The 22,143-nt window shown below is 61.9% G+C and carries 18 protein-coding genes; 17 read left to right on the plus strand and 1 reads right to left on the minus strand.

Features of this window, described 5'->3' with window-relative positions; all coding sequences use genetic code 11:
* Positions 1–22: 22 nt before the first annotated feature.
* Positions 23–1,084 (minus strand): LysM peptidoglycan-binding domain-containing protein, encoded by a 1,062-nt coding sequence (locus ACHHRT_RS08240; RefSeq protein WP_395499290.1) that lies wholly within the window; start codon positions 1,082–1,084, stop codon positions 23–25.
* Between the two features lie 146 nt (positions 1,085–1,230).
* Here ACHHRT_RS08240 and ACHHRT_RS08245 point away from each other — a divergent pair, with 146 nt between their 5' ends.
* From ACHHRT_RS08245 to ACHHRT_RS08325, 17 genes are all read left to right on the plus strand, one after another.
* Complete coding sequence (locus ACHHRT_RS08245; protein WP_395499291.1) at positions 1,231–2,547, plus strand: nucleoside recognition domain-containing protein; 1,317 nt, start codon at positions 1,231–1,233, stop codon at positions 2,545–2,547.
* Positions 2,548–2,560: 13 nt separating this feature from the next.
* Positions 2,561–3,247, plus strand: coding sequence for an XTP/dITP diphosphatase (locus ACHHRT_RS08250; protein ID WP_395499292.1), 687 nt, complete (start codon positions 2,561–2,563; stop codon positions 3,245–3,247).
* On the plus strand, positions 3,244–4,899 hold the full coding sequence (gene hisF, locus ACHHRT_RS08255) for an imidazole glycerol phosphate synthase subunit HisF (protein ID WP_395499293.1): 1,656 nt from the start codon (positions 3,244–3,246) through the stop codon (positions 4,897–4,899). Before ACHHRT_RS08250 ends, hisF begins: the two co-directional genes overlap by 4 nt.
* A gap of 21 nt (positions 4,900–4,920) precedes the next feature.
* The gene (gene vsr, locus ACHHRT_RS08260; protein WP_395499294.1) at positions 4,921–6,723 is read left to right on the plus strand and encodes a DNA mismatch endonuclease Vsr; all 1,803 of its coding nucleotides are present in this window, start codon (positions 4,921–4,923) and stop codon (positions 6,721–6,723) included.
* On the plus strand, positions 6,716–7,441 hold the full coding sequence (locus tag ACHHRT_RS08265) for a hypothetical protein (RefSeq protein ID WP_395499295.1): 726 nt from the start codon (positions 6,716–6,718) through the stop codon (positions 7,439–7,441). Before vsr ends, ACHHRT_RS08265 begins: the two co-directional genes overlap by 8 nt.
* Before the next feature lie 375 nt (positions 7,442–7,816).
* Positions 7,817–8,521, plus strand: coding sequence for a Crp/Fnr family transcriptional regulator (locus ACHHRT_RS08270; RefSeq protein WP_395499296.1), 705 nt, complete (start codon positions 7,817–7,819; stop codon positions 8,519–8,521).
* A 116-nt stretch (positions 8,522–8,637) separates the two neighbouring features.
* Positions 8,638–9,285 (plus strand): flavodoxin family protein, encoded by a 648-nt coding sequence (locus ACHHRT_RS08275; RefSeq protein WP_395499297.1) that lies wholly within the window; start codon positions 8,638–8,640, stop codon positions 9,283–9,285.
* Between the two features lie 238 nt (positions 9,286–9,523).
* Positions 9,524–9,925, plus strand: a complete 402-nt coding sequence (locus ACHHRT_RS08280; protein ID WP_395499298.1) for a carboxymuconolactone decarboxylase family protein — start codon at positions 9,524–9,526, stop codon at positions 9,923–9,925.
* Complete coding sequence (locus tag ACHHRT_RS08285; protein WP_395499299.1) at positions 9,922–10,461, plus strand: DUF1638 domain-containing protein; 540 nt, start codon at positions 9,922–9,924, stop codon at positions 10,459–10,461. The genes ACHHRT_RS08280 and ACHHRT_RS08285 overlap by 4 nt, the downstream gene beginning before the upstream one ends.
* A gap of 67 nt (positions 10,462–10,528) precedes the next feature.
* Positions 10,529–10,945, plus strand: coding sequence for an ATP-binding protein (locus ACHHRT_RS08290; RefSeq protein ID WP_395499300.1), 417 nt, complete (start codon positions 10,529–10,531; stop codon positions 10,943–10,945).
* Positions 10,946–11,156: 211 nt separating this feature from the next.
* A complete protein-coding gene (rpsU, locus tag ACHHRT_RS08295; RefSeq protein ID WP_462348132.1) occupies positions 11,157–11,351 on the plus strand; it encodes a 30S ribosomal protein S21 in 195 nt (64 codons plus the stop codon).
* Positions 11,352–11,374: 23 nt separating this feature from the next.
* Complete coding sequence (xerD, locus tag ACHHRT_RS08300) at positions 11,375–12,349, plus strand: site-specific tyrosine recombinase XerD (protein ID WP_395499301.1); 975 nt, start codon at positions 11,375–11,377, stop codon at positions 12,347–12,349.
* A 74-nt stretch (positions 12,350–12,423) separates the two neighbouring features.
* The gene (locus tag ACHHRT_RS08305; protein ID WP_395499302.1) at positions 12,424–14,046 is read left to right on the plus strand and encodes an ABC-F family ATP-binding cassette domain-containing protein; all 1,623 of its coding nucleotides are present in this window, start codon (positions 12,424–12,426) and stop codon (positions 14,044–14,046) included.
* Positions 14,047–14,181: 135 nt separating this feature from the next.
* Positions 14,182–15,309 carry an ABC transporter substrate-binding protein gene (locus ACHHRT_RS08310; RefSeq protein ID WP_395499303.1) on the plus strand — a complete coding sequence of 376 codons (1,128 nt, stop codon included), beginning with the start codon at positions 14,182–14,184 and terminating at the stop codon, positions 15,307–15,309.
* Positions 15,306–18,239 carry a PAS domain S-box protein gene (locus tag ACHHRT_RS08315; protein WP_395499304.1) on the plus strand — a complete coding sequence of 978 codons (2,934 nt, stop codon included), beginning with the start codon at positions 15,306–15,308 and terminating at the stop codon, positions 18,237–18,239. Before ACHHRT_RS08310 ends, ACHHRT_RS08315 begins: the two co-directional genes overlap by 4 nt.
* Positions 18,240–18,367: 128 nt before the next feature.
* Entirely contained in the window at positions 18,368–20,554 is a 2,187-nt protein-coding gene (locus ACHHRT_RS08320; RefSeq protein ID WP_395499305.1) for an HD domain-containing phosphohydrolase, read from the plus strand.
* Positions 20,555–20,737: 183 nt separating this feature from the next.
* A complete protein-coding gene (locus tag ACHHRT_RS08325; protein ID WP_395499306.1) occupies positions 20,738–22,048 on the plus strand; it encodes a multiheme c-type cytochrome in 1,311 nt (436 codons plus the stop codon).
* Positions 22,049–22,143 lie beyond the last annotated feature (95 nt).

Raw genomic sequence — 22,143 nt, forward strand, 5'->3', positions numbered from 1 at the left:
GGCAAGAAGGGCCTTTTTTTATCTACTGACCGACCGGGCCCACCTGGTCGCCGGGTCTTACCGCCTGCCGGGTTTTTTCAGTGACCAGGGCGGCGGCCCGATCGGCGGTCACCTGCAGTACCATCACCTCGCCGGTTGCCCGGGACTCCTGGGGCTCCCTTACCCCCAGGCGCAGACCGGGACTTAGTCCCTGGTCGCGACCGGCGTTGAGGTAGACCACCCCACCGGGGCCGGCAAGTTGTTGCTGAAACTGCAGGGCCACCACGGTGGCGTTGAAGGAGAGCCGCTCCTGGGCGGCGCCGGGGACGATCACCGGTTTTTCCTGCACCGGCCCCAGCAGATCACCCGCCTTCAATTCGGCGAAGGCCCTGCGCACCACGGCCAGCCGGCCGTTTTCATGATCGCCCACCACCTCGATGATCGCAATGTCCGCCAGGAGATAGCCGGGACTCTCGCCCCGATAGGTGAGGGGCGGCACCGGCCCCAGGTTGCGATAGACCCCGAATTTTCGTCCGGGGCAGGCGTCCAGGGCTTCAATCAGCACGGCTTCGCCGCCGGCGGCGTGTTCCCAGCCCAACTTGGTGTTCACCACCCGGCCGGCGTCGGGCAGCTCGCGGGTCACCATGCCGATCCCCTGGTCGTACTGGCGGGCCAGGAGCTGGGCATCGCCGTCCTGCTCCAGTTCGGCCATCCGGGCCAGCAGATCATCGCCGCCGACCCGGAGGCCCAAGGGCTGGCTGGAGAGGCTGCGTTGACGAGCCAGGGCTGCCAGGGCGTCCAGGTCGTCATCGATAACCGGTTCCTCCGCCACGGGTTTGTCCGTGGGGTAGGTGATCATATATCTGGGGATCGTGAAAACCTGGCCCGGGTAGATCCAATGGGGGTCGGCGATCTCGGGATTTAGTTCCCAGATCTTGGGCCACGAAAAGTGGTCGTTGAGATAGCCGCCACCCAAATCCCACAGGGTATCCCCCTTCACCACCGTATGGCGAACCAGCTCCCCCTCCTCCTCAGCGGCCAGCAGGCCGGGTTGGGCGAAGGAAACGGTTGCAGCGATCATGGCCGTGAGAACAAGTTTTTGCATGGTCAATCCCCCTATCATTAAAAGTCGATGTTACTCATTAGGATGGTAACGGAACGTCCTTATATTGACTTTATTTGTTTAATTGTGCAACCACAATAGGTTTAGCTGGATTTTCCGGCTGGATTTTGGGTAAGGTGGCTTTCGTTATGCAACCCAAAGCCTCCGTGATCAATATTATCTGGCTGGGCCTGATCGCCGTGGCCACGGTCACCGCCGCCTATACCGGGCGGATGGATGAGGTGACCCGCGCCTCCTTCGAGTCGGCCAAGGCCGGGGTTATGCTGGCCATCGGCCTGATCGGCCCCATGGCCTTCTGGCTGGGAATCATGAAGGTGGCCGAGGCCGGCGGCTTGATGCGGATGATCGCCCGGGCCCTGCGCCCGGTGATGACCCGCCTTTTCCCCGAGGTTCCGGCCGAGCATCCGGCCATGAGCGCCATGATCATGAACATGGCCGCCAACACCCTGGGCCTGGGCAATGCCGCCACCCCCATGGGGATCAAGGCGATGCAGGAGCTGGATAAGCTGGCGGCGGAAAAGGGTACGGCCACCAACGCCATGTGCCTCTTTCTGGCGATCAACACCTCCAGCGTCACCCTGCTGCCCCTGGGAGTAATTACGGTCCGGGCCGCCGCCGGGGCCACCAGTCCGGCCGAGATCCTGATTCCGGCCATTGTCGCCACCTGCTGCTCCACCATCGTGGCCATCACCGCCGCCAAGCTGATGGCCGGCCCGGAACCGGGCGGCGGGCTGCTGGTGGGGGAAAAAGGGCCGGCCGAGCCGGCCGCCGCCCCCTGCCCCGAAGAGCAGCCGGCGCCCCCCGAGCTCAACCCTCCGGGCCGGGCTGGGCGCACCTTTATCACCCTGCTGCTGCTGGCCTTCGGCGGCGGTTTGCTCTACCGTCTTTTTTTCGCGGCCGCTCCCGCCGGCGATGATGCCATCTCCGGCTTGACCGCCGCTTCCTCCTGGCTGATCCCGATGTTGATTGCCGGTTTGCTTATTTTCGGGTATTTACGGGGGGTTCGGGTTTACGAGGTGGCCACCGAAGGGGCCAAGGAGGGGTTCACCACCGCGGTGCGGATCATCCCCTTTCTGGTGGCCATCTTCGTGGCCATCGGGATGTTCCGGGCCAGCGGGGCCATGGAGATTATGGTCAACCTGCTCTCGCCGCTCACCGAACGGGTGGGGATGCCGGCCGAGGCTCTGGGGATGGCCCTGATGCGGCCCCTCTCCGGCAGCGGCGCCTTCGGCATGATGAGCGAGATCGTGGCCGGCGACCCCGACAGTTTTCTGGCCTTTCTGGTTTCGGTGATGCAGGGCTCCACCGAAACCACCTTTTATGTGCTGGCCGTCTATTTCGGGGCGGTGGGGATCACCCGCACCCGTCATGCTCTGCCCGCCGCTCTGCTGGCCGACGGGGCCGGGATCGTGGCGGCGGTGGCGGTATGCAACCTCTGGTTTTAGGAGAAGATTGAAGATGAAACAGATAATCGTACTGGCCACCCGCAATCAGGGCAAGGTCAAGGAGTTGCAGGAGATGTTGGAGGGTTTTCCGGTGGATGTCCGCTCCTTGAGCGATTTCGGGCCCCTGCCCGAGGTGGTGGAGGATGGGGCCACCTTCGATGACAACGCCTACAAGAAAGCCCTGTTCACCGCCAAGGCCCTGGGGCTGCCGGCCATGGCCGACGATTCCGGGCTGGTGGTGGAGGCCCTGGGGGGCGAGCCGGGGGTTCATTCGGCCCGTTATGCCGGGGAAGAGGCCGATGACGCGGCCAATATCGTCAAGCTGCTCAAAGCGATGGAAAAAGAGAGCGACCGGCGGGCCGCCTTTGTCTGCGTCCTCTCCCTGGCGGTGCCTGCGGGCCCGGCCCTGACCTACGAGGGGCGCTGCGAAGGGGTTATCACCGAAGCGCCCAAGGGCAGCGGCGGCTTCGGCTACGACCCGGTGATGTTTTATCCTCCGCTGAACAAAACCTTCGCCGAGATGGATTCGGCCGAAAAAAACCGGATCAGCCACCGCGGCCAGGCCATGGCCCAGGTGCGGGAGGAGTTTGACAAAATTTTGAAATGGCTGGAGCAGCGGCTGAGCGAAAGCAAGGAGCCCAAGCCCGACCACAGCGCCTTCGAGCACAACGACTGGTCCGAGGAGGTGATGGTTAAATGATCACCCTGCTCGATTATGGAGCCGGCAATGTCCGCAGTCTTCGTAACGCCATTCGCAAACTGGGGTTTGAGGTTCGGGAGGTGGTTGAACCTGCCGATATTCTGCGGGCGGAAAAATTGATCTTCCCCGGGGTGGGCAGCTTCGGCAGCGCCATGGAGAGCCTGCACCGCCTGGGTTTTTACCAGCCCCTGCTGGAGTACCTGCGGGCCGACCGCCCCTATCTCGGAATCTGCCTGGGCTTGCAGACCCTTTATGAGGGCAGTGAGGAATCCCCCGGGGTGGCCGGACTGGGCCTGATCAAGGGCCGGATTCAGCGGTTCCTGGCCCCGGGTCTGGCCGTGCCCCAGATCGGCTGGAACGGGATCGCCATCCGCCGCCCCTCGCCGCTTTTTGCCGATTACCGGGGCGAAAAGCTCTACTTCGTCCACACCTATCGGGCAGTGGCCGACGAGAGCAACCGGGAGTGGGTCCTGGCCGAGACCACCTATGGCGGCGATTTTGTCAGCGCCGTTCAGCGGGGCCGGGTCACCGCCTGCCAGTTTCACCCCGAGAAAAGCGGGGCGGCGGGCCTGGCGATTTTGAAAAACTTTTTGCAGAGCGATGCCGCCGCCCGGGAGGAGATCAGCAACCGCGAACCGGCTCCGGGGTCACGCCCGCCGGCCGTCGGCACCCATCAGACCGGTTCCGGATTCCCACCGGCCCGGACCAAACTGGCCAAGCGGATCATCGCCTGTCTCGATGTCCGCAGCAATGACCGGGGCGACCTGGTGGTGACCAAGGGTGACCAGTACGACGTCCGCGAATCCGGCGGCGAGGTCCGCAACCTGGGCAAGCCGGTGGAGCTGGCGGCCCGCTACTTCCGGGAAGGGGCCGACGAGGTCACCTTTCTCAATATCACCGCCTTCCGCGCTTTTCCCCTGGAAGATCAGCCCATGCTGGAGGTGCTGGAACGGGCCTCGGAGGAGGTTTTTGTTCCTTTGACCATCGGCGGCGGTATCCGGGAATTCACCGATGCCAACGGCCGCTTCTATGCGGCCCTGGATGTGGCGGCCCGCTACTTCCGGGCCGGGGCCGACAAGATCTCCATCGGCAGCGACGCGGTGGCGGTGGTGGAGGAGTACCTGGCCCGGGGCCGCCAAAAGGACGGCAAAAGCTCCATCGAGCAGATCGCCCACGTCTACGGCAACCAGGCGGTGGTGATCTCCATCGATCCGCGCCGGATTTACGTAAAAAGCCCGGCGGACGCTCCAAAACACCGGGTAATCCCCACCGCCTTCCCCGGCCCCAACGGCGAGGCGTTCTGTTGGTACCAGTGTACCGTCAAGGGGGGCCGCGAGGGCCGCGACCTCGACGCCGCCACCCTGGCCCAGGCCTGCGAGGAGCTGGGAGCCGGGGAGATCCTGCTCAACTGCATCGACAAGGACGGCACCAACTCCGGCTTCGACCTGGAGCTGATCAAATTGGTCAAGGATGCGGTGACCATCCCGGTGATCGCTTCCAGCGGGGCGGGCAAGCCCGAACACTTCTCGGAGGTCTTCGCCGCCACCAACGCCGACGCCGCCCTGGCCGCCGGCATCTTCCACCGCCGCGAGGTGGAGATCTCGACGGTCAAGGAACATCTGCAACGCTGTGGGATTGAAGTGCGGAGTTGATTTTTTTCCGGCAATTCCGGAATGCGCTGGATACTGGTAAGAATCATGACTGACATTCTCGACGAAGAAAAAAGATCGACCTTGATGTCGAAGGTGCGCTCCGCCGATACCAAGCCGGAGTGGATATTGCGTTGCGGCTTGCATCGGCTGGGGTTGCGGTATCGACTTGGGGACCGGCGTTTGCCGGGGAAGCCGGACCTGGTGTTTCCCATGTGCCGGGCTGCGGTGTTTGTACACGGGTGTTACTGGCATCGGCATCAGGGGTGCAATGATGCTAGTACCCCCAAGACCAAAGCCGCATTCTGGCAGGAGAAATTCGCGGAAAATGTCGCCAGGGACCGCCGTGTCAAGGCGGAGATTGAGCGTCTCGGCTGGCGGGTTCTGGTGGTATGGGAATGCGAGTTGCTGCGTGATACGGTTGCGACGGTACACAGGGTTGCCCGCTGGCTGCGGTCGGAGAGCGCTGCTGAGGACGGGGTGGCGGCGAAGGAATCGGGCGCTTATTTCTTGGATCGCCGCGAATTGCTGGCCGCAGCCGAGAAAAAAGTCCGCTATCGCATAGATTCCTATGCCGGCCGGGAAGATGAAGCTACGGCTGCCGGGCGCTCCCGCAAGGCCGAATCCCTTGCGAACCGGCCTTTCGCCGTGGTCGATCTCTTTTCCGGGGCCGGTGGGATGAGTTACGGTTTTCACCGGCATCCCTCATTCAAGGTGGTTGGCGCGGCCGATGCCGAGTTGGGCAAGCCCAGCGTCGGCAAGGGCAAGTTGCAATGCAACGGTACCTATGGCCGCAATATCGGAATCTGCCCGACGCGACTGGATTTGACCACGGTTCCCCCCACCAAGTTGCGTGAAACGCTGGGTTTGCCAGCAGATCTGCATATTTCGGTACTCTCGTCCTGCCCGCCCTGTACCGGGTTCAGCCGGGCCAATCCCGATAACCATCTGCGCGATGACCGGCGCAACAGTTTGGTGAGAAGATCGGCGGAGTTCGCCGTTGCCTTGGACGTCGACATCGTAATGATGGAGAACGCCCGGGAACTGATACGCGGCAATTTCAAACACCATTACGAGTGGTTTCGCGAGTTTCTGGAGAATCACGGCTACAACGTCTTTGGCCGCACCTACCTGTTGTCGAGGTTCGGCCTGCCCCAGATTCGCGAGCGGGCCATCGTGATCGCGGTCAAACAGAATCTGCCCCTGCACACCCTGGAAAGTTTGTGGGACGGTTGGACCGTTGCCGACGAGGCCATCACGGTCCGGCGAACCTTTGCCACCATCTCCCCGGATGCAGAGGGTAGCGACCTTCATCCCGACTTCTCGTCGGAGGCGGTTCGGAGGCGAATAATGGCGATTCCCAAGGATGGCGGTTCCTGGGTGGACCTTCTGAGCCGGCCGGATGCCGATTACCTTTTGACCGATGCCATGAAGCGGATCGTCTCGCTGCGCCGTTTCGGTTCATACCCCGATGTGTACGGGCGGATGGCCTGGGATCGGCCAGCCCCGACCATCAAGCGGGAATGTTCACATGTCGGCAACGGGCGTTACGCCCACCCCGAAGAGAATCGACTTTGCACCGTGCGCGAGTTGGCGGCGTTGCAGGGATTCCCCGACGAATTCGTGTTCAACGGAGCCGCCGTTTCCAACATGTACCGCCATATCGGCGATGCTGTGCCGCCGTTGGTTTCCTATCAGCTCGCCCATCTGGCCCACTGGATTCTGACCGGGGAGCAACCGAAGGTGACGGACGTTCTGCTGCCGGGGACCAACCTGCGGCCGGCCGATATCGTGAAGAAAAAACAGGGAGAATTATTCGATGGTTAATTTCAGCATGACGGTCACGGCTGCGGAGCAACGGCGGTTGCAGGAATTTATCACCGCCCTGCGCACCCCCTGCGCCGTGAATATGAACCAGGATTCCCCCTGGAACAACGAGGGGTTCGAGAGTGAATTCCGCTCCAAACTTCTAGCTCACCACTGTTTCATCGGTTCCCCCCTGATGCAGGACAGTTTCGATTTCGCCTTGATGGCGGCCTGCGCCCAGGCTGGACAGAAGGTCGAGCAGGCCCCTGACGGGCAGCGCTTCTGGGATGTGATGATCGATGGCCGCCGGATCAGTTTGAAGTCCTCGCAGGCCAAAAGTCTCAAGCGAGACAAGTTGCACATCAGCAAACTCACCGAGGCCGCATGGATTCAGGATTGCCGGACGGCCGCCAAGCGTTGCGAGCAAACCCATCGTTTGTTCCGGGAATATTGCTCCGAGGTCGATGCCATAGTACAATTGCGTTATTTTCGCGAACTTGCCCTTTACGAGCTGGTGGAAATCCCGGTTTCCCTTTTTTCCCAGGTCTTGGATGTCGGCAAGACTCACTTTTCGGCCGATGGCCCCACCATCAACATCCCCATTGGCAAAAGCCCACGGGACTTCACTCTGAAGCTGGATCGCTCGGATGCAAAAATAACGATAGCGAACATCAACATAGACCTGTGCGTGGTGCACGGAGCTTGGCAACTGTCATCAGAAGCGCGAAGGGAAAGATGAAGGGAGAAAGAGTTTCAGGCGCCATTTTCCCACATTGCGGTTGCCGCACGGTTGAAGGAGATGGTTCTTCGTTTTGTAGTGAAATATCGGTTCAGACACCATTTTTTCCGTTTTGCGCCCGCCGCCGGCCGATTTTGCCCGGAAAATGCGTGTTGTGGCCGGCCGAACTGCATCTCCTTGCCGGTCTGGAGTAGACAGGGTAATAGACACTGTATGGAAATTATTCTGCTTTTGATCGCGCTGCTCTCCGTGGTTGGCGCCTTTGTCCTGCTCAAGCGCCGGATGGCCGACGGCTGCCCGCCCTGACTGCTGATTTACGGTTCCCTGGGCGCGGGAGCGTTGGTTTACTATTTACTTAGCCGGGTTTTTTAGGCGATGGAATGCCTTTGCGCCAAAACGGCTCCGGCGGGGGTGAAGACGGCGGCGGTTTGCCTGGGGCAATTATGGATCTTCAACGATCTGGCCCCGGACGAGCGGGAGTTTATGGCCGGGGCGGCCCGCCGCCGCCAATTCGCCGTCGGCGAGACCATCTTCGCCCGGGGGGAACCGGCCGACGACCTGTTTCTGCTCAAATGTGGCCGGGTCAAGCTGAGTCGGGTGCTGGAGGATGGCCGGGGGCTGACCCTGGATATCCGCCAGGCTGGCGATTTCATCGGCGAAACCATGCTGGCCGCCACCGGAATTTACCCGGTGGACGCCGTCTGCCTGGAACCCGTGATGACCTGCGGTTTTACTCGCCGCCAACTGGAAGAGATCGTCCTGGCCCACCCCAATATCGCCTTGCAACTGATCCGCAACCTGAGCGCCCGCCTGGCGACCATGACCGAAAAGGTGGGCAACATGGCCGGCGGCACCATTGGCCGACGCCTGCACCGGCTGTTGGCCGCCATGGCCGCCGAACACGGTCGGCCTCGCCCCGATGGCCGGCTGCTGCTGCCCTTTGTCCTGACCCATGAAGAGCTGAGCTTTCTGGCTGGAGTCCACCGGGTCAGCATCACCCGGGCCCTGGGAGAATTGAAGGAGGCGGGACTGGTCGTCCAGGAAGGAAGGTATCTGCTGGTGGCCCCGAACGAGGACTAAAATAAAAAACTACTCTTGTAGCAACGGCTACAGCATGGGGAGATAATGCCGCTTAGAGTGCCGGTAATCGTTCCGCAGCAGCGCTTACCCGATCACTCAACCAAGGAGGAACCGCCATGGCGCATCCCCAAATTATCGGTCTTTCCGGCAGCCCCATCAAAAATTCCAACACCGACCGGCTGGTGCAGGCGGTATTGGCCGGCAGTGGCCTGCCGACGGAGTTTGTCAAGCTCAGCCGGCTGCGCATCGGCCCCTGCCGGGCCTGCTTGGGCTGCGTGGAAGACAATGTCTGCAAGGTCAACGACGACTTCCCACCGCTGGGGGAAAAAATCCGCCGGGCCCGGGCTCTGGTGATCGGCGCCTATCCACCTTACGGCAGCGTCGATGGCTTCACCAAGGCTTTCCTGGAGCGGCTGTACAGCATGCGCCACCGCACCGGCCTCAACCGGGGCAAGGCGGCGGTGATCGCCATCACCGGCCTGGGCCGGGACGCCCCCGGCATTAAGGAGGCCGGCGACCAGATCAGCCACGCCCTGACCCTGGAAGGGATGGAAATTGTCGGCCGCTTGGAGGCGGAGGGCAACCCTGAGTGCCTGGTCTGCGGCCACGGCTCCGATTGCGAAATGAGCGCCCTGCCCTGGCTATTCGGCAAGGATCTGGCCATCGCTCCGGACAAATTCCGCCGGGTGGAAGATCAGCCGGCCTGGCAACAGGCCGCCGAACTGGGTCGGAAACTGGCCGCCAGACATCACGCGAAGCCGTGATCTGTTTAAAATCGCGCGTAAAATCGGGGTAAAATCGGGGCACATACACATAACACATAAAATCGGGTCAGACACCATTTCTTTCCCGATGAGTGATAAGGCCTGGCACAAGCCCGCCGACCGCCCTGGCCGGCAACGCAAGGCAAAAAAGAGTTACCAAGCGCGCCCGGTCGGCGCCAGTTATTAAAACGTAAGTGATTGCTTACATTAAAACAAATATATCGGGAGACAATCAAAGATGGAATGCAAAATGCTGGAAGAAGAACAGGCTACGGGAAAAACGGCGGAACTCTACGATGAGATCCGGTCCAAATTCGGTATGGTACCCAACTTCTTCAAGGCCCAGGCGGCCGTTGATCCGGACTGGGCCTTAAACAACTGGGTCCGGGTCAAGCAGATCATGCTGAAGCAGGGGGCCCTGGACCGCAAGACCAAGGAGCTCATCGCCATGGTGGTCGCTGTGATGACCAATTGCCAGTACTGTCACCTGGCCCACAAGACCATGGCCATGATGGCCGGAGCCACCGAAGAAGAACTCAACGAAACCGCCATGGTGATGGAGCTGTTCACCAGTTTTTCCTCCATTGCCAGCTCCCTGGAGGTCCCGTGCGACGTAACACCAGTCATGGTGCGAAAATGAAAGCCGGGCCGCGACCTAAAACCGTCGTGGCCTGCCAGGTGCTGGTGCCCGAACTGCAAGCCGTTCTGGGCTCCCGCGCCGACCTGGAGATCATTTCCCTGCCGGCGGCGCTGCATACGGACATGGACCGGTTGAACCGGGAGCTGGACGATCAGCTTGCCATTTGTCGCCAAAACCAGGAAAATGAACTGTGCGTGGTGTACGGCAGGGCCTGCTCGCCGGGTATCGAGGGGGTGGCGGAAAGTCACCGGGCTGCCTGCCTGGAGGCGGATAATTGCCTGGATGCCCTGCTGGGACCGCGGAAGACCGAAGCGGAGGCCGAAGGGGCCTTCGTGCTGACGCCGGGGTGGATCCGGGCCTGGCCCTCCATCATGGAGGCCATGGGCTGGGACGGGGTCCATAAAATCGGGTCAGACACCATTTCTCATCTTTTTCCGGAACGGATCATCTACCTGGCCGGGGAACTGATCGACGATCACCACGCCCTGGTCCGGATTTTCAGCGAGCTGCCGCCGCCGACCGGCCCGGATCTTTGATTTTCACCTCCACCCCCTCAATTTTTACGAAGTCATCAAGCTGAAAGAGAGTTTGTCGCCGGAACAGTTGCAGGCGCTGTCCGCTCCGTCCGCCCCCCCCTTTATTTTTCACGCCGTCCGTTCCTGGCTGCACCCAAGCCCGGACCCGTACAGCAGCCTGGTCCAGCCGGCGACGGCCGACCCCATGTGGATCGGGCGGCTGGTGGAGGCGACGGTGATCACCCAGTACCGCCAGTATTACCCCACCTACTACATCAAGGCCGAAGGTGAAGTCGATCTGGCCCTGGTGGTGGAAAACGGTTTTGAACCTCTGGAAATCAAGTGGACCGAACAACTGCGCCCCAAAGACCTCAAGCAGATCGCCAAGTACCGCAACGGCCGCATCCTGGCCAAATCCCGCCAGCCGGGCCTGATCAACGGCATCCCCAGCGAGCCCCTGCCCCTGGCCCTGCTACGCCTCGGCGCCCGGCCCCGCCCGGTTTAGTTGCACGGGTTGTCGTCGATGCCCCGTTTTTTTTGCCAGGGCGGCTGAAAGGGATTGCTTGTCACCTCACCACCAGAGGAATAAATTGACATTCCTCCGGTTTTTGGTTATTTGTGACAAATTGTGACGAAATTATGACCGGGCCGGGCAATTGCCGGGCCGGGTTTGGCCCTTAACCACAGACGATCGACGAAAAGGCGGTGAAAGTTAAATGATCGAGGTTGAAGTCAGGGGTGACGTTGAGCACGCCATCCGGATTCTCAAGAAGAAGCTCCAGCTTGACGGGATGAAGAAAGAGCTGAAGCGGCGCGAATTTTACGAGAAACCCAGCGCCAAGCGTCGTCGCAAGACGGCGGAGTCGCGGCGGAAGCTGCGGAAGCTGCAGTTCAGAATGGAACGGGACTAAGGTCCGCTTGCCGGTCTGCTCAAATGAACAGCCCAGGCGGGACGAAACTCCCAGCTAAACGCCCCGGCCCCTCCCCAGTAGGAGGAGGCTCCGGGGCGTTTTCATTTCTCCCTCCCCTGCTGGACTATTTTCTCCAGTACCTGGCCGCCGAGCGTCGCCTGGCGGCCAACACCCTGGCGGCTTATCAGGCCGATCTCGTTTCCTTTTTCGATTTTTTGGCCGTTGGCCGGGCGGACTTAAGCGGCATCGATGCCGTCGGGCCGGAAGATCTGCGGGCCTACCTGGAAAATTGCCACCGCCGGGGGATCGCTCCCCGCAGCAGCGCCCGCCGGGTCTCGGCCCTGCGCGCCTTTTTCCGCTTTCTCCGCCGGGAGAACCTGATTAGTCACGATCCTTCCGCCCTGCTCGACCTGCCCAAACCCGGCCGCTCCCTGCCCAAGGTTCTGACGATCTCCGAGGTCAACCGCCTGCTGACGCCCCCGGCTCAGCCCACCCCCCTGGCCCTGCGCAACCACGCCATGCTGCACCTGCTTTATGCCAGTGGGCTGCGGGTTTCCGAACTGGTCAAATTGCCGGTGAGCGGGGTCAACCAGGCCGGTCATCTGCGGGTACTGGGCAAGGGGAGCAAGGAGCGGCTGATCCCCTTTGGCCAGGCCGCCGGCCAGGCCCTGGCCGCCTACATCACCCAGGGCCGGCCCCGCCTGCTCAGGAAGCGGCGCAGCGACATGCTCTTCGTCACCGCCCGGGGCGGCGCCATGACCCGGCTCCGCTTCTGGCAGATTATCCGCGAGTGCTCCCGGCTCAACGGAATTGCAAAGCCGATCAGCCCCCATATCCTGCGCCACTCCTTTGCCACCCATTTGCTGGAGCATGGCGCCGATCTGCGGGCGGTTCAGATGATGCTGGGCCATGCCGATATCGCCACCACCCAGATCTACACCCATGTCGACGCCGCCCGGCTCAAGGCGGTCCACAGCAAGTTTCATCCCCGCGGCTGAACCCCGGCCGCCACTTACCCCTTTCCTCTTGGCCCCAATCATGCTAAGTAGCCACTTTTTTGCCCGGAGCAGCCATGATCCATTTCAACAAAGTCACCCGTCAGCACGGCCCCCAGATCCTCTTTCAAGAGGCCAGCTTTCAGATTCCGCCCAATACCCGCACCGGCCTGGTAGGGCCCAACGGGGCCGGTAAGACCACGATCTTTCGCCTGATCACCGGCGAGGAGCAGCCGGATCGGGGAGAGGTCTCCCGCCCCGGCCAGACCGTGATCGGCTACTTCTCCCAGGAGATGGGCGAGATGGCCGGCCGTTCGGCCCTGGCCGAGGTGATGGCGGCTTCGGCCCGTACCGTCGAATTGGGCGCCCGGATGGCGGAGATGGAAGCCGCCATGGCCGAGCCCATGGAGCCCGATGAGCTGGAAAGTCTCCTGGCCCGCTACGGGGAGGTGGTGGAGGAGTTCGAGCATCGGGGCGGCTACGACCTGGAGGCCCGGGCCCAGGCGGTGCTCACCGGCCTGGGGATCGGTCCCGAGGATTACCGCCGGCCGGTGGAGTCGTTCTCCGGCGGCTGGAAGATGCGGATCGGGCTGGCTAAAATTCTTACCATCAACCCCGATGTTCTTCTGCTGGACGAACCCACCAACCACCTGGACATGGAGTCGATCATCTGGCTGGAGAACTGGCTGGTCAACGATTTCAAGGGGTCCCTGCTGATGACCTGCCATGACCGCGATTTTATGAATCGCCTGGTCAGCCGGGTGGTGGAGGTGGCCAACCAGCAGGTGACCACCTACACCGGCAACTACGATTTTTACGAACGGGAACGGGAGATCCGGCGGGAACAACTGGTGGCCAGCCACCGCCGCCAGCAGGAGATGCTGGCCAAGGAGGAGGAGTTTATCGCCCGGTTTGCCGCCCGGGCCTCCCATGCCGCCCAGGTCCAGTCCCGGGTCAAGAAGATCGAGAAGATTGAGCGGATCGAGCTGCCCGCCGAACAGCGGCTGGTCAAGTTCAGCTTTGCCGAAACCCCGCGCAGTGGCGATGACGTGATCCGGCTGGAAAATCTGGCCAAGGTCTGGCCCCGACCCGATGGCGGCGAAAGGTCGATCTTCGGCGGCATCTCAGGCCTGATCAAACGCCAGGACAAGATCGCGGTGGTGGGGGTCAACGGGGCCGGTAAGTCGACCTTTTTGAAGGTCCTGGCCGGCCGGACCGAACCCAGCAACGGTAGCGCCACCCTGGGGGCCTCGGTGGTTCCCGGCTATTTCAGCCAGCACGCCATGGAGGTGCTGGACCCCAAACTGACCGTCTTCGAGACGGTGCAAACGGCCCTGCCCCAGGCCGGGGTGGGGGTGATCCGCAATATCCTGGCCGCCTTCCTCTTCCGGGGTGATGAGATCGACAAGCGGATCGCCAATCTCTCCGGCGGCGAGAAGAGCCGGGTGGTGCTGGCCACCCTGCTCTCCCGGCCTCTCAATCTCCTGATCCTGGACGAGCCCACCAACCATCTCGATATCCAGTCCCGGGAGATCCTGCTGGCGGCCCTTAAGGAGTTCGCCGGCACCGTGGTCCTGGTCAGCCACGACCGCCATTTCCTGCGGGCGGTGGCCAACCGGGTCTTCGAGATCGACCACGGCGAGCTGCGGAGCTATGAAGGGGACTACCACTACTACCTGGAGAAGAGCGGTCGGGCTTGACCCTCCCCACCGGGAATGGTTGTTTGTAAACTAAAATTAATTTGACAGGCGGTTGAATCTTGCTGTCTTATCGACTATTCTGGTACGAGGCTCTCCGCTTTGGGGCTATACCACGATAGGGATGGGAGGACGGCGATGAAGAGATGCCTGTTTTTATTGCTGTTGTTGGCGGCTTTTTTTCTTCCCCTTGCCGGGTGTGAGCGGAAAACGGCGGAGCCGCCCCTTATCCGCTTCGGCCACGCCCCCCACGACCACCACGCGGCCCTCTATATCGCCGCCCTGAACCCGGATTACTTCCGGGATAATGGCGGGGTTTTTCTCCGGGAGCAGACTTTCAAGACCGATTATGACCTGATTGCCGATGGTCGGGTTATCGCCCGGCTGCAGATCGTCCCCGATGAGGGAGGAATCCGTTTGATCCGCCGTTTGGCCGAAAAACAGGTTGATCTGGCCTATGGCGGGGTCCCGGCCATGCTCGTCCTGATCGACCAGGGTAGTGAGGTGCGGATCCTGCTGCCCTTGATGGGGGAAGGGGCCGGGTTTGTCGTGAACCGGGATCTGCCGGCGGACTCCTGGGCCGCCTTCGTCGAATATGTCCAAAAGAGCCCGGTGCCGGTCAGGATCGGCTACCGGATCGGAGTTTCAGTGCAGAACCTCGCCTTTGAGGCCGCCCTGCGGAGTGCCGGCCTTAGTTATTCCCGCCGGGTCGATGATGATTCCCAAGCCCAGGTGGTGCTGCTCAATCTGCATGGCAGCGACCGGCTCTTTGCCGCCCTGGAGAGCGGATTGATCGACGGGTTTGTGATCAATCAGCCCCTGGTGGCGAAGGCGGAAGTTCAACAGGTGGGCCGGCTGCTGGTGAACCTGCGGGATCTGCCGCCGGCCGGGAGCTGGGTGGGCATGCCCTGTTGCGCCCTGGCCGGGGACGAGAGTTTTGTCCGCCGCCACCCCAGGGAGGTTGCGGCCCTGCTCTCGCTGCTGAAGCGCGCCAACGACCATATCAACGAATATCCCGAAGCCAGCGCCCTCCAGATAGCGGCCTGGCTGGAGATCGATCCCGAAATCGAGCGCAGATCGCTGCCGACCATCCGCTACTCCAACGAGTTTGACCACAACTGGTACCGGGGGGTCAACCACTGGCTGGACACCATGATCGAGGGAGGGGAGTTGAAGGGGGTGGTGGCGGCGGCCCGGCGGGAAAACAGGGTTGACGAGGTGATCTACAGCTCGGCCACCCGCGACTTGCGGCGGCCCACCCCATGAACTGGCGCTTTTCCCTCTCCTATAAGATTCTGGCGGTGTTTTTAAGCCTTACCCTGATCACCCTGGTCCTGGGGATCACGGTATTGGGCAGCATGCTCCAGTTGGGCCGGCTCAATGACCAGCTTCGCCAGATTCACAGCTTCGAGATGCAGCTTAACCTTTTGGAGAGCCGGCAACTGGGGCTGACCCCGGGCAGCGCCGAAGCAAGCCGGGAGGAGTTTGTTGGCCAAATCGACCAGGTGCGGGAGATGGTCGCCCTCCTGGGCCGCGAGTTCAATCCCGCCGAGGCTGATTTTTATCGGCGACTGGGGCTGGTCGAGGAGCTTCTCGGGCACTATCGGCAGGCCGCCGAGGAGCTGATCGCCGCCTACCAGCGGGAGCAAGCCTTCCGGCAGGAGGCGCCGGCCCTGCGGCTGGCGCTCTTTCAGGAGCTTGCCGCCCGGTTGCCCGAGTGGGGCGAGGATAGCGCCCGGGGGATTAACTTCCTGGCTCTCCAGTCCCAGGCCCTTATCCAGCGCGATCCCACCGCCATTGGTGGAATGCGCCGGATCAGCCGGGAACTCGGGCAGCGGCGCCAGGATCCGGCCCTGCTGGCATCGCTTAATACCCTGCTGGCCAAAAGTGAAAACAACTATCTGGACTACCTGGAGGGGTATGACCGCCGCCTCTACCTGCGGGAGACCCAGGAGCACCTGCTCCTCTTCGCCCGGCGGACCAGCGAAGAGCTTATCGGGGCCACCGGCGCGATTCAGCGCCAGCTCTTCTGGCTGGCCGCCGGGGTCGCGGTTCTGGCCATCCTCGTCACCCTGGGCCTGTGGTTCGTCAGTTCCCGTTATGCCAACCGTTTTCTGCTCAGTCAGCGCCAGGCGATCACGGCGATCGAGCAGGGCAGGTACGACTATCCCCTGCCGCCGGTAAGCCATGACGAACTGGGGGAGCTCTCCCTGTTCATGAAGCGGATGGCGGAACGGCTACGGCGGTCGACCCATCGGTTGCGTCGCTCGGAAAAGAAATACCGAACCCTGATCGAGACCACCGCCACCGGTTTTGTGATCCTCGATCCTAAGGGGGTGGTGCTGGACGCCAACGAGCTTTATCTGCAGCTTACCGGTCATGGTGACAAAAAGCAGGTGATCGGCCATCATCCTCTGGAATGGACGGCCCCGGCCGACCACCAGGCCACCCGGGCGGCCTTGGATCGCTGCGTGCGCGAGGGGATGGTCCGCAACCTTATGGTTGAATATGGCTCGACAGAGGATCAAAGGCGGCCGGTGGAGATCAACGCCGCCCTGGTGGAAACCGAGGAGGGGGCGATGATCATGGCCCTCTGCCGGGACATCAGCGAGCGGCTTCGCGCCGAGGAGGCGCTGGCCGCCGAAAGGGAGCGGCTGGCCGTGACCCTGCGCAGCATCGGCGATGGCGTAATTTCCACCGACACCGAGGGCCGGGTTACCTTTATCAATCGGGTCGCCGAGGAGCTTACCGGCTGGCGGCAGCATGAGGCGGCGGGGCTGCCCCTATGTCAGGTTTTTCCCATTATCAACGAGAAAACCCGCCAGCCCTGTGAAAACCCGGTGGATAAGGTTCTGGCCAGCGGGCAAATCGTCGGGCTTGCCAACCATACGGCCCTTATCGCCCGGGACGGCCGGGAACGCAGCATCGCCGACAGCGGCGCCCCGATCCGGGACCGGAACAGCCGGGTGATCGGGGTGGTTCTGGTCTTTCGCGACGTGACCGAACAGTATCGGATGGAGGATGAACTGTTCAAGGCCAAGAAGCTTGAGGCGGTGGGGGTCCTGGCCGGGGGGATCGCCCATGATTTCAACAATCTGCTCACCGCCATTCAGGGCAACCTTGCCCTGATCGGCTTGACCCTGCCGCCGGAAGAGGACAAAATTCGGCCGTTGGTGCAGGGGGCGGAAAAGGCCAGCACCCGGGCCAGCGGTTTGACCCGGCAGCTCCTGACCTTTGCCAAAGGTGGCAGCCCTGTCCGTAAAACCGCGGATATGGTCGTGGTGATCAAGGATTCGGCGGAATTCGTGCTGCGCGGCAGCTCCTGCGCCTGCCGGTACGATTTTGCCGCCGACCTCTGGCCGGTGGAGATCGATAGCGGCCAGATCAGCCAGGTGGTTCAGAATATCGTCATCAACGCCGGCCAGGCCATGCCCGCAGGCGGGGTTATCGCGGTGCGCGGCCACAATGTCCCGGCGGGCGACCCCGCCCTGCCCCTGCAGCTGCGGCTGGCCGGCAACTGTTATATTCGGATCGATATCAGCGATCATGGGGCGGGGATTGCCGACGATCAGCTGGAGCGGGTTTTCGACCCCTATTTTACCACCAAAGAGAAGGGCAACGGGCTGGGGCTGGCGATTTCCCACTCCATCATCAACCGCCACTCCGGCCATATCGGCGCCAGCAGTGTCCCGGGCCAGGGGGCGACCTTTACCTTCTTTCTCCCCGCTTCGGCCGGCCGGCCCGCCGCGGTGGCCGGGGACTGGACCCAGTCGCTGCCATTGCCCGGGGGGCATGTTCTGGTCATGGACGACGAAGAGATAATTCGCGGGATGTTGACCATGATGCTTGAGCAGCAGGGCTTTGCGGTGACCGCGGTGGCCGATGGCCAGCAGGCGGTGGAGTGCTATGGCCGGGCGTTGGCCCAGGGCGCTCCCTTTGCCGTGGCAATCCTCGACTTGACCATTCCGGGGGGGATGGGCGGCAAGGAGGCCGCCCGCCGGCTGCTGGAGATCGATCCCGCGGCCAGGCTGATTGTTTCCAGTGGCTATTCCAATGATTCGATCATGGCGGATTTTACCGGCTACGGTTTTCGCGCGGCGGTGGTCAAGCCATACAGCCTCCAGGAGCTGCTGGAGGCCCTGGGGCGGGTGCTGGTCACCGGGGGTAAAGAGGGAAAAGGGCCGGGAGGCGCTTGACGGTCATGTCGCCGGGCCGCTATGATCAGCAGTAACGGCGGAGGGAATCCGCCGGGACGGGAACACCTTCCGGCCGGCCCGGCTCCTTGCCCGGGCGTGGCTGTCATCTTCGACGGTTCGAGCTTTCCATGTCTTTGAATCAGCGGTGGAACCGGGTTAGGGCGGCAACCGGCAAGATCGACCTCACCTTTCTGCTCCTGCGGGTTTTCAGCCTGGCCGGCGGGGTCGCCTGGCTCCTGCTGGTCTCGCTGCCGCCCTGGGAGGAGAGCCTGCTGATCAGGGCCCTGGCCGCCTTTTTCCTTTACAGCCTTATCTGTTACCTGGTTATCTTTTTCCGGCCGGCGCTGCTGAAAAAGGTTTATCTGACCTCGCTCTTTCTCGACCTGGCCTTCCTCACCATTTTGGTTCACGCCGCCACCAGCTTTACCAGCAGCTTTTTCCTCGGTTACTATCTGCTGATCTGTCTGCACACCATCTATTTTGGCCTCCGGTTCGGACTGGCGGTCGCCGTCTTTTCCGCCCTCTTCTATCTGCTCAGCATTTGGCAGATTTTGCCCCAGATCGACTGGACCGACCTGGCCATGCGGATCGGCTTTCTTTTTTTTCTGGCCGTTCCGGTGGGACTGCTCAGTGAAAAGGTCAAGCATGACAAGGAGAAGGTTGAGCATTTAAATAAAACCTTGGAGAGCCGGGTGGCCCAACGGACCGCGGAGATCGCCGCCCTCCTGGACCGGGAGCGCTACCTGCGGGAGATCCTCAACACGGTGGCTCACATCAACAAGCTGCTGATTACCTCCCCCAATCTTACCAGTCTGCTGGAAAGCTCCTGTGCTCGGTTCATGCAGCACGGCAATTATCGTTTCTGCTGGATCGGCCTCTTAAAAAACGGGGTGATCAGCGAGGTTTACACGGCCGATCCCGCCCGTAATCCCCTGGTGGAACCACCCTTTACGGTGGCCGCCGGCCCCGGCCCCTTCGCCGAGGTCGCCGCCGCCGTTTGTCTGCGGGAAAACCGGACCATCACCCGGCTGGTCGGGGAGGAGCCCCTGGACGCTTCCCTCTGGCGGGATCCGGAGCGGGTCAGGGGAGCCAAGGGGGTGATCAGCCTGCCCCTGCGGGCTCGCCAGGACGAGGAACCTTCGGGTTGCCTCGCCATCTATACCTGGCGCCGGGAGGGCTTCGAGGCGGAAGAGCGGGAGATGCTTGACGAGCTGGCCGGCGATATCGGCTTTGCCATCGATTCCTTCCGCCAGCGGGAGCTGACCACCAAACTCACCGCCGAACGCACCGCCAATTACGAGGAGACCATCTTCTCCTTTGTCGATATGATCGAGCAGCGCGATACCTATACCGCCGGTCACACCGAACGGGTGGCCCACTACTGCGGCTTGATCGCCCGGGAGATGAAGCTGCCCCAGGCGGAGAAAAAGCGGCTCTACATGGCCGCCGTCCTGCACGATATCGGCAAGATCGCCACTCCCGACTCGGTGCTGCTCAAGCCCGGCCGGCTCACCGAGCTGGATTATGAGCTGATCAAACTGCATCCCCGGGCCGGTTATGAGATGCTCTCCAATATCGAGATGTACAAGGATCTGGCGGTGATCATCCTGCACCACCACGAACGGCCCGATGGCAGCGGCTACCCCGATGGCCTGGTGGACGAGGAGATCCCCCTGCTTTCGCGGATCATGGCGGTGGCCGATGCCTTCGACGCCATGACCACCAATCGAATCTACAAGGCCCGCAAGCAGCTTCCCCAGGCCCTGGCCGAACTGGAGCAGTTGGCCGGGAGCCAGTTCAACGCCGAGGTGGTGGCGGTGGCCCTCAAGGTCCTGGCCGGGATCGAGATTCCCCTCCATGTTAATCAGCTGCCCTTTACCGAGTTGGAGAAAAAGCGCTTCTCCTACTTTTTCAACGACCGGCTGACCGGGCTCTACAATGAGGACTATCTCAAGATCGTCCTCAACAACCTGGAGAGCAACCGTTACTCCTGCCTCTATCTGCTCCACCTGCGCAATCTGCCGGAGTATAACAAGCGTTTGGGCTGGGACAAGGGCAACAAGCTATTTACCCGCTTTGCCGCCGAACTCCAGGCCGCCTTTCCCCGCTCCCTGGTTTTCCGGGCCTACGGCAACGATTTCGCCATCATCTCCCAGGATCACCTGGATCTGGACAGCCGGTTGCTCAAGGCCTTTGCCGACATCTCCAGCACTGAAATTGAAATCGACGCCCACCATATCGACCTCACCGCCGAACAGCTCTACACCATCGAAAAACTGGAGAAGATGGAGGTAACCCCGGCCGAGACCCTGTGAGCTCACCTTGGAACAGTTAGGTGTCGCTGCTCTTTCCAGTAAAGCTTCTCTTTTTCAGCTTGTCTTTTGCCGGCTTAGCCGCTAGGCTGTATCTTACAAATTTGGTGCTCTTTTTTGTTGATTGCGTAGTGGTTTCGCGGTGCGAACGCCACATTAAAACACCTTTATCCAGGGAGTAAAAAGATGAAAAAAAGCTACAAAGTGTTAGTCGCGGTTGCCGGCCTGAGCCTGTTGGGGGGGTACTCCGCCTCTTCATTGTCGGCCGCCGGGGGAGAGCTCGACAACCAACTGGTGGTGGAGACCCAGCAGTTCCCGCCGGGATCCTTTCAGTCGCCGGACTCCTGCATGGGTTGTCACCTGGAGATCCATCAGGAGTGGTCCCGCTCCATGCATGCCTATGCCTGGCAAAACCGTTGGTATCAGGATGATTACCGCTTGGCCCATGCCGAAACCGCGGGGGCCACCGATGTCCTGTGCGGCGCCTGCCATGCCCCCATTGCCGCCCGTACCGGCCAGCTGCCGCCCCATGATGGCAGCCGCTTTGATGATACCGGCCTGCAGGGGATCTCCTGCGATTTTTGCCACACCGTGTCCGGGATCGACCGCGTCTTCAACATGGGGAATATCTCCGATCCCGGCCCGGTCAAGCGGGGCAATCGCGGCGATGGCTCCTCCCCCTTCCATGAGGTTGAGTTTTCGCCGCTCTTTACCTCCACCGAGTTTTGCGGCGCCTGTCATAATGTCCGGCACCCCATTGGTGATGTGCCCATCATCGACACCTATGATGACTGGAAGGCGGGCCCCTATGCGGAGGCCGGGATCACTTGCCAGAACTGCCACATGACCCCGACCCCGGGCATCGGCAACAATCCCGGCAAGTCGAGCTTCATGGGCAAGGAGCGCGACAATGTCGCCTTCCACGGCTTTGTGGGCGGCAGCTCCTTCACCCAACGCAAACTGGGCCATGAGGAGCAGGCGCGGCTGGCGGAAGAGCAGTTGCGGGCGGCTGCCCAACTGCAGTTGGAGAGCAAGGTCGCCGACGGCAAGCTGGAGTTGACGGTCCATGTGGACAATGTGGGGGCCGGCCACAAGATTCCCACCGGTGTAACCTACATCCGCAAAATGTGGCTGGAGGTGAAGGTGGTGGATGCCGGTGGCAAAACCGTCTTTCACTCCGGCTACGTGGACGAGGCCAACCATGTCGATCCCGACGCGGTGTTTTACCGCCTGCTCTTCACGGACAGCGAGGGCAACCTGACCGGCAAGAGCTGGCGGGCCACCGGGATCGGCTATGACCGCCGCATCACCGCCAAGGGTCGCGACAGTGAGACCTATGCCATCGCCCTGCCCGGCAAGGGAAACTATGAAGCCCAGGTGCGCTTGATGTATCGTTCCTTTTCCCAGGAAACCCTGGACTTTCATGACGGTGAGAACGCGCCCAAAATTGAAAGTGTCGAGATGGCCCGGGCCAATATCGCCATTGCCCGAAAGTAGGGATGGTCAACGGCACCCCCCCGGCAAGGCCGATTCCCGTCCTCCCCCTTTGTCCGCCGTCCGATTGCAAAAGAGCGGGAGCGAAGGTAGAGTGG

The sequence above is a fragment of the Desulfurivibrio modestus genome (assembly GCF_044068625.1).
In the GTDB taxonomy this organism is placed as follows: domain Bacteria; phylum Desulfobacterota; class Desulfobulbia; order Desulfobulbales; family Desulfurivibrionaceae; genus Desulfurivibrio.